This window comes from Psychrobacter sp. T6-4 (assembly GCF_052258425.1).
In the GTDB taxonomy this organism is placed as follows: domain Bacteria; phylum Pseudomonadota; class Gammaproteobacteria; order Pseudomonadales; family Moraxellaceae; genus Psychrobacter.
In genome coordinates, this window is the sequence record NZ_JBQQEZ010000005.1 from 84,903 (window position 1) to 98,194 (window position 13,292).

At 44.6% G+C, this 13,292-nt stretch carries 12 protein-coding genes; 8 read left to right on the forward strand and 4 right to left on the reverse strand.

Annotated elements, in window-relative coordinates; genetic code table 11:
* Positions 1 to 118 precede the first annotated feature (118 nt).
* Genes rarD through ACTXGE_RS05065 form a run of 3 tightly spaced genes read left to right on the forward strand, consistent with a single transcriptional unit; the run spans position 119 to position 2,036 of the window.
* Positions 119 to 1,060 carry an EamA family transporter RarD gene (rarD, locus tag ACTXGE_RS05055; RefSeq protein WP_443542244.1) on the forward strand — a complete coding sequence of 314 codons (942 nt, stop codon included), beginning with the start codon at positions 119 to 121 and terminating at the stop codon, positions 1,058 to 1,060.
* Between the two features lie 51 nt (positions 1,061 to 1,111).
* Complete coding sequence (gene folB, locus ACTXGE_RS05060; RefSeq protein WP_443542246.1) at positions 1,112 to 1,507, forward strand: dihydroneopterin aldolase; 396 nt, start codon at positions 1,112 to 1,114, stop codon at positions 1,505 to 1,507.
* Positions 1,497 to 2,036 (forward strand): 2-amino-4-hydroxy-6-hydroxymethyldihydropteridine diphosphokinase, encoded by a 540-nt coding sequence (locus ACTXGE_RS05065; protein WP_443560283.1) that lies wholly within the window; start codon positions 1,497 to 1,499, stop codon positions 2,034 to 2,036. Before folB ends, ACTXGE_RS05065 begins: the two co-directional genes overlap by 11 nt.
* A gap of 23 nt (positions 2,037 to 2,059) precedes the next feature.
* Here the strand turns inward: ACTXGE_RS05065 and rodA are convergent, their stop codons facing one another.
* Positions 2,060 to 3,202 (reverse strand): rod shape-determining protein RodA, encoded by a 1,143-nt coding sequence (gene rodA, locus ACTXGE_RS05070; RefSeq protein WP_435951040.1) that lies wholly within the window; start codon positions 3,200 to 3,202, stop codon positions 2,060 to 2,062.
* Between the two features lie 348 nt (positions 3,203 to 3,550).
* Between rodA and ACTXGE_RS05075 the strand changes: the two genes are divergently transcribed.
* Complete coding sequence (locus tag ACTXGE_RS05075) at positions 3,551 to 4,555, forward strand: D-Ala-D-Ala carboxypeptidase family metallohydrolase (protein ID WP_443542249.1); 1,005 nt, start codon at positions 3,551 to 3,553, stop codon at positions 4,553 to 4,555.
* A gap of 240 nt (positions 4,556 to 4,795) precedes the next feature.
* Complete coding sequence (locus ACTXGE_RS05080; protein ID WP_443542251.1) at positions 4,796 to 5,359, forward strand: hypothetical protein; 564 nt, start codon at positions 4,796 to 4,798, stop codon at positions 5,357 to 5,359.
* A gap of 122 nt (positions 5,360 to 5,481) precedes the next feature.
* On the opposite strand, the gene ACTXGE_RS05085 is transcribed toward ACTXGE_RS05080, so the two are convergent.
* Together ACTXGE_RS05085 and ACTXGE_RS05090 are read right to left on the reverse strand one after the other, a co-directional pair.
* Positions 5,482 to 6,945 (reverse strand): M16 family metallopeptidase, encoded by a 1,464-nt coding sequence (locus ACTXGE_RS05085; protein WP_443542253.1) that lies wholly within the window; start codon positions 6,943 to 6,945, stop codon positions 5,482 to 5,484.
* A gap of 84 nt (positions 6,946 to 7,029) precedes the next feature.
* The gene (locus tag ACTXGE_RS05090; RefSeq protein WP_443542255.1) at positions 7,030 to 8,484 is read right to left on the reverse strand and encodes a M16 family metallopeptidase; all 1,455 of its coding nucleotides are present in this window, start codon (positions 8,482 to 8,484) and stop codon (positions 7,030 to 7,032) included.
* Positions 8,485 to 9,145: 661 nt separating this feature from the next.
* On the opposite strand from ACTXGE_RS05090, the gene ftsY reads away from it, so the two are divergent.
* Positions 9,146 to 10,552 carry a signal recognition particle-docking protein FtsY gene (ftsY, locus tag ACTXGE_RS05095; RefSeq protein WP_443542259.1) on the forward strand — a complete coding sequence of 469 codons (1,407 nt, stop codon included), beginning with the start codon at positions 9,146 to 9,148 and terminating at the stop codon, positions 10,550 to 10,552.
* Positions 10,553 to 10,601: 49 nt separating this feature from the next.
* Positions 10,602 to 11,189 (forward strand): methylated-DNA--[protein]-cysteine S-methyltransferase, encoded by a 588-nt coding sequence (locus ACTXGE_RS05100; protein WP_317198860.1) that lies wholly within the window; start codon positions 10,602 to 10,604, stop codon positions 11,187 to 11,189.
* 96 nt (positions 11,190 to 11,285) lie between these two features.
* Here the strand turns inward: ACTXGE_RS05100 and ACTXGE_RS05105 are convergent, their stop codons facing one another.
* Positions 11,286 to 12,035, reverse strand: a complete 750-nt coding sequence (locus ACTXGE_RS05105) for a YebC/PmpR family DNA-binding transcriptional regulator (protein ID WP_317198859.1) — start codon at positions 12,033 to 12,035, stop codon at positions 11,286 to 11,288.
* A 279-nt stretch (positions 12,036 to 12,314) separates the two neighbouring features.
* Between ACTXGE_RS05105 and ACTXGE_RS05110 the strand changes: the two genes are divergently transcribed.
* Positions 12,315 to 13,145, forward strand: coding sequence for an ion transporter (locus tag ACTXGE_RS05110; RefSeq protein ID WP_317198858.1), 831 nt, complete (start codon positions 12,315 to 12,317; stop codon positions 13,143 to 13,145).
* Positions 13,146 to 13,292 lie beyond the last annotated feature (147 nt).

A 13,292-nucleotide genomic window follows, 5' to 3' on the forward strand; every position in this document is an offset into this window, starting at 1 on the left:
AGCGCATTGCTTTTCTTTTTTTTTTGCTTTTCTCTCAAGCTTGACGCTTTTATATGCTCACTTTATAAACACAATAAAAGCATAGATGCGTTTTAGCGATAATAAGTTGTGCTGTACTATGACTACTCAAAATGTCCTAAAAAAACCAGTCGCTCCTATCCCAACGACCAGACGCGGCATTATCACCGCGCTAATTGCATTTTGTATTTGGGGCGCGTTTCCTTTATATTTTAAACAACTAGCCGCTTATGATGCGACCGAGATTATAGGGCATCGTATCATTTGGACGTTTTTGTGCTTACTTGTCGTACTGATTGTAACCAAACGCTGGCAGTGGATTGACACGCTCAAGCAGCACCCAAAATGGCTTGCTTTTACGTTTATATCAGGCCTGATTATTGCGACCAATTGGCTCACCTATGTATGGGCGGTCAATAATGACCGTATCCTCGAAGCCAGTTTGGGCTATTTTATCGGGCCGCTGGTCGGCGTTGCCCTGTCGATGATCCTATTCAAAGAGCGCCTGCGTCTATTGCAATGGATAGCGATTGGCTTTGCTTTATTATCTGTGCTTATCCAAGTGATTATGCTGGGCAGTTTGCCTTGGCTATCGCTAATTTTGGCCTTTAGTTTTAGCACTTATGGCACCATTCAGCGCCAAACGCCATTTACGGCCATCGATGCGATGTTTATTGAGACCGCTATGCTAGTGCCGATTTGTCTGTGGTGGTTTTGGCAGGCTGATGTGGTCAGTAGTCAGCTCAGCTTTTGGTTTACGCCTGATATTTGGCTACTTATGCTGGCAGGCCCTGTGACCTTGATACCGCTGCTACTGTTTAATAAATCGACTAAATTGGTGGCCTATAGTATCTTGAGTTTTATGAATTATCTCACGCCAACCTTTATCTTTTTACTGGCTGTATTTTATTATAATGAGCCTTTTGATACCAATCGTTTAATCGTGTTCGGCCTGATTTGGTTTGGCTTGCTATTATTCAGCATAGATTTGTGGCGTCATCGTCCTAGTAAAATGCTAAAATCGGCAGGGCGCGCGCTTTAATTTATCTCGAAAATTACAAAGCCTTTTAAAATAAATAGTTAAGGATGCTCCATGTTTGATACCCAAGCGGATGTCGTATTCGTAAAAGCGCTAAAAGTTGATGCGGTGATTGGCGTATACGGTTGGGAGCGCGCCATCACTCAGCCGCTACTTATCGATATCGTGCTCGAAACCGATATCAGTAGAGCGGCATTATCAGATGATGTTAAAGACGCGCTAAATTATAAAGCGGTGTGCGATGATGTCAGCCAGTGGTGCAAAGAGATCAAAGCTGAGCTGCTTGAGCACTTGTCAGCGCAGTTGGCCGATAGACTACTTAGCCATTATCCGTGTCAAAAAGTCACCCTCAGCGCCGCAAAACCGACTGCGATTAAAGATGCGGCAGCGGTCGGCGTACAAATTACTCGTGTTGCTACATCTACTAATAAGTCAAATGATGACCACTAAAGACTTAGATCGTTTGGCAGCTTTAAATCTTGATAGCTTGCCAAGAGCTGCTCCCAAAACGCTTTTTGATAAACCGGTGGGCGCAGTCTTGATTGCGCTTGGGAGCAATTATCAAGCAAAGAGACATCTGATAGAGGTGAGAGAAAAACTAGCCTTGCTGGGTACAATGAGGTTATCAAAGCCGTTTCAAAACCCAGATTTTACTGCTACCGCTGCGCAGCCAAAGCCAGATTATGTCAATCAGTGCGTCTATCTGTGTCTAAATCAAGCTATGACGTTAGGTCATATACAACAAATTTTTAAGAGCTTTGAGAGTAGCTGCGGGCGCAATCGCCTAAAGGAGCCGCAGCAAGTTATCAAAAAAGTCACAATGGATATCGATATCTTGCTAGTACATCTTCAACTAAGCAGTAAAGAAGATTTAAATTCGCCATCGGGATGGACAGTGTCAAAGTGGACGGTCATGGCAGATCGCTATCCCTTCAAGGCTCATGAAATACTAGGCGTAAAAGAGTTGGCGTCAAAATAGATGTAGTAGCACGTTTATCTAAATCAACTCGCTCTATGCGTATGAATCGACATGAGTAGTCCAAAGCCGCCCATCAAAGTCACAATAGCAGTACCACCATAGCTGACAAAAGGCAGAGGTACGCCTACGACAGGCAATATACCGCCGACCATCCCAACATTGACAAAAACATAGACAAAAAACGACATGGCGATAGCGCCTGCTAGCAGCCGACTATAAGTATCGGTATGAGTAAAGGCAATGTACAAAGCGCGGGTAAGCAGGCACGCATAAATAAACATCAATAAAATCACTCCTAAGAGTCCAAACTCCTCAGAAAAAGCAGCAATAATAAAGTCTGTATGACCTTCAGGCAAAAAATGCAAATGCGACTGCGTGCCATCTAAGTAGCCTTTACCCGTCAGACCGCCTGACCCAATAGCGGTTTTGGACTGAATGATATTCCAGCCTGCGCCTTGTACATCAGCTTCGGGGTTAAACAAGGTCAAAACCCGCGTGCGCTGATAGTCATGCATCAAAAAATTCCACGCAAAAGCGACAAAGGGAATCGCTAAAGCAACCGCTATAGATATAATGCGCCACGATAGACCTGCCAAAAACAGCACAAAAATACCACTTGCTGCAACCAGCAGTGAGGTACCAAGATCCGGCTGACCTGCGATGAGTAGAACGGGGACAATAATAAGCGCAAGAGTTATGGCAATACTTGAGAGCGAGGGCGGCAACTCGCGCTTGGATAAAAACCACGCACACATCATCGGCATACCCAGCTTCAAAAATTCAGACGGCTGCACGCTACCAAATCCTGGCAGGCGAATCCAGCGCTGCGCGCCCATACGTACCTCACCGATGATCTCAACGAGCACGAGTAGCGCAAGACCAAGTACATAAAACACAGGCGTGAGCGTACGATAAACGCTTGGCGGTATTTGCGCCATAGTGAACATCACCACAAAGGCCACCCCATAACTGATCGCTTGCCGCAGTACCATACTGGTGTTTTGAGTTGAGGCGCTATAGAGAATCGTTAAGCCAATACAGCAAATCATCAGTAACAGCAGGGTCAACCAAGGATCAACATGAATGCGCTGCCAAAGCGTCAGCTCAGAGCGCTGCCCTAAATGGTGGCTTTGACGCGAAAATCGGTACTGCGGACTCATAGACATAGGCATTGTAGGCTAAAATTATGAATAATAAAAGGGATGGAGATAAACCAAGTTACTTATTTTAAGTTGTTAAATTTTCAGTTTCTAAATTTTGAATAAAACACCGCTTATAAAAGCGTCTTAGGTAAAGTCACTTGATTCTAAAAGTGTTAAGGATAAATGTTAATAGTCAATCAGTTACCCGTAAATGGTGGCGATAGTTTAGCCTGCTTAGCAAAAATTTGATAGTATCTATACACCTGATACTGTCGATAGAGGTAGGATTAACTTTTTATTTAAGTAACGATTACCGCTAACCTATTAAGATAACACTCGCGACTGTTTTTGTAGTCTTTTGTGATGATAAATATGAAAAAAAACAACGATGTATGCGTAAGGTCAAACCGAAAAAAAGCCAGTACTTTGCGCGCTTACGAGTCCTGTATCACTTTGCAGCGTAGGGCGATCAAACCTATTATTGGCTCGCTAATATGCTTAAGTGCTATCAGTGCACAAGCGGCTCTCTTGACCGATGATAGCGAGCGCCGTATTCAAGTACGCTATGGCAGTAGCAATGCTTATATAAAACAAGATCCAAATACTAGGGTGTATGCCACTCCTAATAATCGCCTAGCTGATAGTATGCAGAATCTGATTGCAGAAAAAGAGCGAAGTTATCCGTTTGATGCCAAATTATCAATAGATGAGAATAAACGCATCAGTATTAGAAATGCTACGTCTTATCAGAACCAAAACCAGTATCGAACCATTTATAGCAATGATGGGTACAACAACAGATATAATGCTTTTGACAATAACTTTAGCTTAGTGGACTTTGACAGTTGGCTCAAAAGTAACAGCTACCGCGCAGGTCAAGTTGCCAATTATCAGCGTTATCTCAGCGCGCAGGTTGGCGGACAAAATGTACCGCCGCTCTCTGAATTACTGACTACTGCTAGGAGCTGGGATAAATGCGGTTATGAGCCTTATCAGTTGCCGCCAGAGGAGCTGTGGTCAAATGTCATTCCGACGCTGCGGTTATATAGTGAGCTCAAAAGACAAGGGATATTACCTGCAAGTACACAAATACGTTCTGCCTATCGTAGTCCTGGACTCAACGACTGCGCAGGAGGCGCTGATGCTAGCAAACATATGACGGCAGGCGCGATAGACATTTGGGTGCCAGAGTACGATGATAACCCTTGGCTTATCAGTAAATTACAAGACAGTTTGTGCGAGTTTTGGCAATATCAAGGCCAGTCCTATCAGTTTGGTCTAGGAATTTACTCGACGGGCGCGATCCATTTAGATACAGCAAGTTATCGTAAATGGGGCTTTAATAATACCAGCAGTAGTTCAGCTTGCCGTTTTTAGCTGGCCTAACACAATTTATTGTACACCTTTAAATTAGGTTTTTTATCTGCTAAATTTTTACTAAATATAAGAAAAGAATAGTAGGATGAGCGGTAGTATATAAAGTTGAACGGTAAGTTAAGTAACTAAAGCCTATTTCATACTAGTAAACAATGTTTTATAATATTGGTTTTTAACTCAAAGTGCTTTCAGTAAAATTTAGGTGATGAGCGCTATTTATAATAACCTTTTAAGGCAGTTATGACTGTTATTACGCTTAAAAAACCAATGCCTGCCAGACGCTATTTATTCCCTTTATCATGTCGCATAAAAACGCTCAGTATTGCTACTGTTTCTCTATTAGTCTTGAGCGCTTGTGGTCATGATGCTCATCCAAATGAGGCGCAAGATTCTGCTACTACGACTGAGCAAAGCGTAGCTGAGCAAAATAAGCAGCAAAATATCAAAGAGATTGAAGAAAATATTAGAAACTCCTATGCACGTTTAGCGGCGAAGCATTCTGATATTTGCCCCAAACTACTACAAAAAAACGTCGATGATGAAACTATTGTCCGCACCGCTGAGATTATGGTATATGACTACTGTGAGTATTATCTATATCCAGATGTTGGACAAAGCATTGATGTGGATATCAATACCGATAAGATTGAAACTATGCTAGTGGTGCCATCAGTGCATAATTTCGCTAATGGTCCTTATGAGGTGACTTCTTATGACAAACACATCATCCGTTTAAACTACATCGGTGTTAAGTATAAGCCTAAGCGCTTAGAGTACGATTTGACGATGGTTATCAAAGACTAATCGTTGTTAACATCAATGTATTGTACCCCTTAACCGTCTATCAATTTTGATAGACTATTAGCTCTAGCAATAAGCACTGTCTGTAATTTATCAAGCGCCGTTTATAGACAGCGCTAATACAGTTATTTGTCATTCCAAGGATCGACTTCCCCAACAGTCACAATCAAAAAGTTCTCAGGCTCCAGCGTATCACGCAGGGTCTGGTTAACCGCAGGCAAACTCACTTGCTCGATACGGCTGACGTAATCACTCAAATAACTGTTTGGCAACTGATAAAAATTCATCATGCCAAGCAAGCCGTTAATCCCAGCATTACTCGCAAAACTCATCGGAAAGCTGTTTTTCATATTATCTGTGGTCAAGCGCATCTCAGATGCTGTGATACCTTGCGCTAGCGTTTTATCAATGACGCTTAGGCTGGCATCAATCGCCGCGCGCGCTTTGTCGTTGCGGGTTGAGAAACCGATCTGATAAGGGCCGCGAGTCAACATCGGATTCATCGATCCTGAGATGCCATAAGTATAGCCCAAGTTTTGGCGAATCTCGGTCATCAAGCGCGCATTAAAGTCGCCGCCTGCTAAGACCTCATTACCAATAGCGAAGTTGGTTTGCTGCTGCTGAGCCACAGGATTGGTTGCACGCTTATTACCTAATTGGCCCATCAACACAGTCGTTTGGCTACTAGGAAAGGGTATGTGAATGTGCTGCTCTTTGGTCAGTGGTTTTGGTTCAGGTAGCACCGCCGCCGCTTGTCCTTTGGGCAGATTAGCGGTGATATCCTCAGCGAGCGCCTTTGCCTCGGATGAAGTTAGATTGCCTGTCATCGCAAGTGAGGCATTAGCCGCGACCAAGTAGCGATCTGTAAAATCTAATAAATCTGCTCTGTTGATACTAGGTACACTCTGTAATGTACCAGAGGAGGGGTGCGCATAAGGGTGCGTCCCATATAGTGCTTCGTTAAATGCTAAACTGGCAAGGCTGCTTGGATCTTGTTTTTGCTGCTGCAAACCGACCAAAAGCCGCGCTTTGTTACGCGCCAATATTTGCTCATCAAAGGTAGCCTCAGTTAGCATCTGCGTCATCAAGTCAATCGCTGGCAGCAGGTGCTCATCATCAGATAAGCTGCGCAATGAGACGATAAACATATCTTTGTAAGCGCTACTACCTAGATTGATACCCAAAGTCTCTGAGGCGCGGGTGAATGCCTCTTCATCTAATCGAGTAGTGCCTTGAGTCAGCATCGTCGCTGCCATATTAGCAATACCATAGCCCTCTGTACGTATCGAGCCATCGCGCGCGCTACCAGCGTTAAAACGCAAGTCAATATCGACAATAGGTAGGGCAGTAGTACGTACGAACGACACGCGCACCCCTGAGGTAGTGGTGAATTGTTCGATATCAGGTACGGTAATTTGTAGCGGTTTGACGTTATCGAGACTGGTCAATGTCGATAGCGCCGCAATCGGCGCATTAGGATCAACGATCGTAGTCGCGCGGTAGTCCTCTGCATGACTAGACACGCTCATAGCTAGTAGTAGGCTCATGCTTAGATAACGGACGGACTTTGATAAGAGGTTTTGAGTCATGTTTTTCTTCTTAGTCTGATTGTTTTTGATACTCGTACGTAGTCAGCGATAGAGTGTTCGTTGCTCTATATCGATAAATCAAACTTAATTTATCGCTGTTAGTTTGTTAGTTTTGTCATCGGCCGCGTCACTCTCAGGCGGTACCACGTACATTACCGTGAGATTGTCCTTAACCAAGTATTTTTTGCTAGCGGCTTGAATATCGGCGACACTTATCTCATCGAGTTTACTTGGCAAGCTTGCAAGTAGCCTATCGTCTAATCCAATAGACTGCATGGAGCCTATCATTCGCGCCTGACCTTGCATACTATCTTGCGCGTAAACTAAGGAGGTCACCGTATTGGTCTTTGCACGGCTAATGTCATTAGCGGCAATCGGATCAGTAGATAATTTGTCAATCTCAGCGATAATAGCTTGCTGCGCTTGCTCTAAGCTTACTCCTTCACGCGGCGTCGCTTGTATCAAAAACAGGCCATCGCCGCGATCGAGCAAGTTGTAAGAAGTGCCGACCGTGGTGAGCAGTCCTTGCTCGCGTATCAAGCGGCTCTCAAGCCTTGAGGATAGGCCACCGTCTAATACATACTGCGCCAGCGATAAGCTATAAGCCTGTTTTTCATCAGGCTGTGCGGTCAGTAAACTTGGCACGTTATATCCCATAAGGAGTACTGGCACTTGCACCGCTTGCACCGAGTCGACTTTTTGATAGCCGCGAAACCCTGTTTGCGTCACAAAAGGGCGCTTGGGTAACTTGTTCGGTTTTAGATCGCCAAAGTAGCGCTTAACCTGACTCATGACCTCATCAGGATCAACGTCGCCGACGATGACTAAAGTAGCATTATTGGGCGTATACCAGGTGCGGTACCAGTCCTTGAGCTCTGATAGTTTGATCGATTCAAGCTCACTCATAGGGCCGATGACCGACTCGCCTTTAGGACTATCAGGCATCGCCAGAAGGCGGTAGGACTCGTAGGCTTTTGCCAAAGGATTGTCGTCCGTGCGCTGGCGGCGCTCCTCCATGACGACCTGATGCTCCTTCTCAAACGCCGCTTCATCAAAGATTAAATTGACCATGCGATCGGCTTCTAATTCGAGTGCAAGCGGCAAGCGATTGGCTGGGAACAGCTCGTAGTAGCCCGTATAATCATAGCTGGTAAAGGCGTTGTTCACTCCGCCAAATTTAGCGATCAAGCGCTCATAGTCGTCACTTGAGACGGTGGAGGTGCCTTTGAACATCATATGCTCAAGCAAATGCGAGATGCCGCCTTTATCGATCGGCTCATCAGCTGACCCTACGCGGTACCAGATTTGAGTCATGACAACAGGCGCGCGGTGGTCTTCTTTTATAACGATTTTGAGACCATTGTCTAATTGATACTCATGACGACCTGATAGATCCATAGCTAGATCGTTGGTATTTTGCGCTATATTATCAGCGCTAACTGTAGATGACGTATTGGATGTCGGCGTTAGGGTTTGGCAAGCAGCAAGGGTAGTGCTAAGCGTTAGCGCGCAGGCAAGGCGCAGTGTTAATGAGGACATGAGACTCTCTTATGATAATGACTGACAAGCATTTAAGGGTTGGGTATATTATATAGAACCTTTGATATCAGAAATCAAAACCGCAGTAGGCTCAAGGGCATTGAGCGCGCTACAACCTACTATCAAAAATGATAAAGCTGCAATCATCAACACAAAAATAGGTTTGCATAGTTGCTTTTTTCGATTATCTGTCTGATTAATAAGCACACTTGAGGTATTAAATCGTGAATGAGTCACTGATTTTGACATAAAGGCATCCATCATATCGATTTGTGAGCGCCAACCATCACGCTAGCGGTGGGCTTAAACTCATGAGTAGTACTACAGCCGGTTGAAGCTAGGCTTAGAGTCGCAATGACTAGCGCTAAAGTTAAGCGGATAGATCGTTCGGATATCATATTTTTCATAAGAATGTCTCAAGTTTAAGGTATAAATAAGAGTAGGCGATATGGCGTCAAATATAGGTGTCAATTATGTGTGTAAACCTTAAGCTAAGCTTTCTTATCACTGAGTACGCACCAAATCGATGCTAACTGTCAGTCCAGAATTTGTCTTGAATTATGCTAAACTATGAGTGAGCATCTGATGGTATCACTCACATCAAATGACAACCACTTTATAATAAAATACAAATACATATTGATACTTTTAGGGCCTATTTATGAATAATCCAAACAATAGCAATCGCGTCGTTATCAATCTCGATGGCGCACTTGATGATTTAGATGACGATGATATTACCTTACCCAGTCTCCCTGCGCAATCGGTTGAGATTATTGATAAGCCAAGGGATCAGGCGTCAAGTACTACTGCGCCTGATACGAGTGATTTGGCCGCCAGCACTTTAGATGCAAAGCTACCTTATAGCGCTGATGAGCGCGTCGAATTGGGAGCGCCGCTAATAACACCTGAGGCCCAGAGCCCTAATAGTGCATCTGATAACCGTACGCCTACTGGCGTAGATAATAAAACTGCGCCAAGCGTCGCTGCAACCCCTATGCCGACGATGCCTTTGCAAGAGCAGCTTGGCAGCGCTGATAAGTCATCTCAAGCACAGCCTGCACAAGTGAGTCAATCCTCGTCAGCGCCTGTGCCAGAGCAAGAGCAGGAGCAAGAAGAGCCGCAAGGTCGCCAAAAGGGTAGCTGGTTTAATCGGATGAAATCGGGTCTTAGTAAGTCGCGAAAGAATCTTGCTGAAGGTATGGTAAGTATCTTAATTGGTGGTAAAGAGATTGATGATGAGCTGTTAGAGGAGGTTGAAGATCAGCTATTGGTCGCTGATATTGGCGTCAATGCCACTACGCGTATCATCAAAAGCTTGACTGAGCAGACCGCTCGTGGTGATTTGATTTACTCGCACTCACTCTATAAGGCTTTGCAGGCAGAATTGGTAGAAATCCTTGCGCCGAAAGTTGCGCCGCTGATTATTGATACTAGCAAAAAGCCCTTTGTTATCTTGGTCGTTGGTGTTAATGGTGTGGGTAAAACGACGACTATTGGCAAGCTGGCTAAGCGCTTACAAGGTGAAGGCAAATCAGTCATGCTCGCAGCAGGCGATACGTTTCGCGCCGCTGCCACCGAGCAGTTACAGATTTGGGGCGAGCGTAATAACATTCCTGTCGTCGCGCAAGGTCACGGCTCTGATAGTGCCTCAGTGATTTTTGATGCCATGCAATCTGCCAAAGCCAAAAACATAGATGTATTAATAGCCGATACCGCTGGACGCCTGCAAAACAAAACTCATCTGATGAGCGAGCTTGAAAAAGTGGTGCGCGTTATGCGTAAAGCCGATGAGACTGCGCCGCATGAAGGTATGATCGTACTCGATGCGGGCACAGGACAAAACGCTATTAACCAAGTTGAGCTGTTCAATAAGGTCGTGCCATTGACAGGCATTACCATTACCAAACTAGATGGTACCGCAAAGGGCGGGGTCGTGTTCAATATCGCTGAGACCTCAAATGTGCCGATTCGCTATATCGGCGTTGGCGAGTCTATCGATGATTTGCGTGCCTTTAGCCCCAAACAGTTCGTGGCTGCTCTATTTGAGACCGATGATAAAGAGTAGTCGCTAATAGCTAGAGTTTGGCCGCGATATTTTATGTTAAGGAATGACGATGATAGTAACCACGACGAATTTGCAGACTTACATCTTAGTGCTTATGGTCAATGAGAATGATGAGCACTCAGCCAAGCAAAATGAGCCAAAGCTTGCCGAAATGAGTTGGCTGTCCAAAGACGAGTGGTGGACAGACTCAAAATCATTTGCCAAACTCAAAAAGCATTATCAGCTCACTGATAATGACTTCAAGTTCATAGAAAAAAATAGTTTAAACCCAGAGGATCCCGCCCAAGCGCTATTGTTAGAGGCAATCATTCAAGTTGATGAATATGCACAAGAGCAGAGAAAACAGTTTGATTTGCCGTTAGATTTGTCTTTAGGAACGCCCTTTCAACAGCAGGTATGGCGAGCCCTTCAGGATATCGGATTTGGCGAGACGATAAGCTATGCTACATTGGCAGAGCGCATTGGCAACCCTAAAGCTTGCCGCGCGGTCGCCAACGCTAATAGCAAAAACCCCTTTAGCCTTATTATCCCCTGTCACAGAGTCATTGGCAGTGATGGCAAACTAGCAGGTTATACGGGCGGTGTGGATAAAAAAGAGTATCTACTCGCGCTTGAGGGCGTTAAATGTAGAAACTAATCGTACAGCTGGCTTGTGATATTTTATTATCAGGCAAGCAAATAAAAAGCCAAATCTATAATAGATTTGGCTTTTTGAGTTTTTATTAGGTGTAGGCTACTCTTCAAGCTGCGCCATGACCTCAGCTGAAAAATTGACATTGCTATAGACGTCTTGCACATCATCGATATCCTCTAACATATCGATCATTTTCATAACCTTTTGCGCGTCATCAACATTGGTGATATCGGCGCTGGTTGCAGGTGACATAGTGACCTCCGCATTATCAGAGGTTAGACCTGCTGCATTAAGCGCGTCTTTGACTTGACCGAAGTTCTCCCACTCGGTGATGACCAGTAAGCTCTCGCCATCGTTTTCGATATCGAGCGCGCCGGCGTCTAAGGCTACAAGCATCACTTCATCTTCTAAGCTCACATCATCAAAAGTGATTTCACCGCGTTTGGTAAATAGATAAGCCACTGACCCTGACGTACCCAAGTTACCATCGAATTTGGTAAAAGCATGACGCACTTCGCTGACCGTACGGTTGAGGTTATCAGTCATCGTCTCAACCAGTACTGCGACGCCGCCGACGCCATAGCCTTCATAGCTGACTTCTTCCATATTCTCGTTATCACCGCCGCCAGTACCACGATCTACCGCGCGATTGATAGTGTCTCGGGTCATATTGACCGATAGACCTTTTTCGATAGCGGCGCGCAGACGTGGATTTTTGTCGGGATCAGGGTCGCCTTGCTTGGCGGCTGAGACGATCTCGCGGATGACTTTGGTGAATATTTTACCTCTTACCGCATCTTGACGCGCTTTTCGGTGTTTGATGTTTGCCCACTTTGAATGACCTGCCATACTCTATCCTCAAGTTTTGCTCTGTCTTATTTACGCTTATCCTACTTATCGTCAAGGCGTTTTGGGTCTTAGCCTGTCGTGAGTAGCCTTGCAATTTATATATTGTTAACCGCCGTTTTTTGCTACACTGTGGCTCAATCAGTATCGTAATACATACCAGTATGATAACTGATAGGTATTATAAACTACTAAAGCTTGCTTGTACTACTAAGAGCTGTCCTAGACTTTTACCGTCATTTGCTAACTTCAAACCCTCCATTCAATGAACTTACCGATTCTATGAAGCAAAAAAGCGCTGAAGCCCTGACTCACTTACGTAACCGCATTCATATCATTATTGAAGGCACAGACACGCGTCTGGGTAAGTTTTTTGATATCGTACTACTGATTGCGATTTTGACTAGTGTGGGCGTGGTCATGCTTGACAGCGTCTTGTATATGCGTTTGCAATACGGCAAAATCTTCTTTTATGCTGAATGGTTTTTTACCATTTTATTTACGCTTGAATATCTCTTACGACTATTTTCAGCGCCCAATCGTCTGCGCTATGTCTTTAGTTTTTTTGGAATAGTGGATTTATTATCGATATTGCCGAGTTATCTAAGCTTAGTTTTTGGCGGAGTGCAGTACCTAATTGTCATTCGTATTTTGCGTATTCTACGAGTATTTCGAGTCCTCAAACTCAAAGCCTATATGCAGCAAGCTGGGTTTTTGGCGTCAGCGCTTAAGACAAGCCAGCAAAAAATCACCGTGTTTTTCTTATCGCTAGTTTTACTAGTGACTATCTTTGGCTCTATTGTTTATGTAGTGGAGGGGCCAGAGAATGGCTTTACCAGTATTCCGCTTTCAATCTATTGGGCCGTTGTGACTGTCACGACCACAGGTTATGGCGACATGTCACCCAAAACACCCATTGGGCAGGCGATTGCATCGATGGTGATGATCACAGGTTATGCGATTATTGCTGTACCTACAGGGATATTTACCGCAGAGCTGGCTCGTAATATGCGCCCGCAGCTCAATCCTATCTCTTGCCCTAACTGCGGCAAATTTGGTCACGCGGTTGGGGCAACCTTTTGTGATCGCTGCGGACATGCATTGCACATATAGTGAGTTCAATATAACAGCGGGACTGGGATGCTTTTTTTAAAACATAGGTTGCGCAGCATCGAGTAGCGTAGGCACATCATGCAAGAAAAAATTTATACCAGTTCCGCGTTTAAATATAATGCATCTGGTCTATTTAAAAGCGACTAC

What these genes read in the sequence shown, in the direction of transcription:
- rarD (WP_443542244.1), top strand. Translation starts at nt 119, where the DNA reads ATGACTACTCAAAATGTCCTAAAAAAACCAGTCGCTCCTATCCCAACG.
- folB (WP_443542246.1), top strand. Translation starts at nt 1,112, where the DNA reads ATGTTTGATACCCAAGCGGATGTCGTATTCGTAAAAGCGCTAAAAGTT.
- ACTXGE_RS05065 (WP_443560283.1), top strand. Translation starts at nt 1,497, where the DNA reads ATGACCACTAAAGACTTAGATCGTTTGGCAGCTTTAAATCTTGATAGC.
- rodA (WP_435951040.1), bottom strand. Translation starts at nt 3,202, where the DNA reads ATGTCTATGAGTCCGCAGTACCGATTTTCGCGTCAAAGCCACCATTTA.
- ACTXGE_RS05075 (WP_443542249.1), top strand. Translation starts at nt 3,551, where the DNA reads ATGAAAAAAAACAACGATGTATGCGTAAGGTCAAACCGAAAAAAAGCC.
- ACTXGE_RS05080 (WP_443542251.1), top strand. Translation starts at nt 4,796, where the DNA reads ATGACTGTTATTACGCTTAAAAAACCAATGCCTGCCAGACGCTATTTA.
- ACTXGE_RS05085 (WP_443542253.1), bottom strand. Translation starts at nt 6,945, where the DNA reads ATGACTCAAAACCTCTTATCAAAGTCCGTCCGTTATCTAAGCATGAGC.
- ACTXGE_RS05090 (WP_443542255.1), bottom strand. Translation starts at nt 8,484, where the DNA reads ATGTCCTCATTAACACTGCGCCTTGCCTGCGCGCTAACGCTTAGCACT.
- ftsY (WP_443542259.1), top strand. Translation starts at nt 9,146, where the DNA reads ATGAATAATCCAAACAATAGCAATCGCGTCGTTATCAATCTCGATGGC.
- ACTXGE_RS05100 (WP_317198860.1), top strand. Translation starts at nt 10,602, where the DNA reads ATGATAGTAACCACGACGAATTTGCAGACTTACATCTTAGTGCTTATG.
- ACTXGE_RS05105 (WP_317198859.1), bottom strand. Translation starts at nt 12,035, where the DNA reads ATGGCAGGTCATTCAAAGTGGGCAAACATCAAACACCGAAAAGCGCGT.
- ACTXGE_RS05110 (WP_317198858.1), top strand. Translation starts at nt 12,315, where the DNA reads ATGAAGCAAAAAAGCGCTGAAGCCCTGACTCACTTACGTAACCGCATT.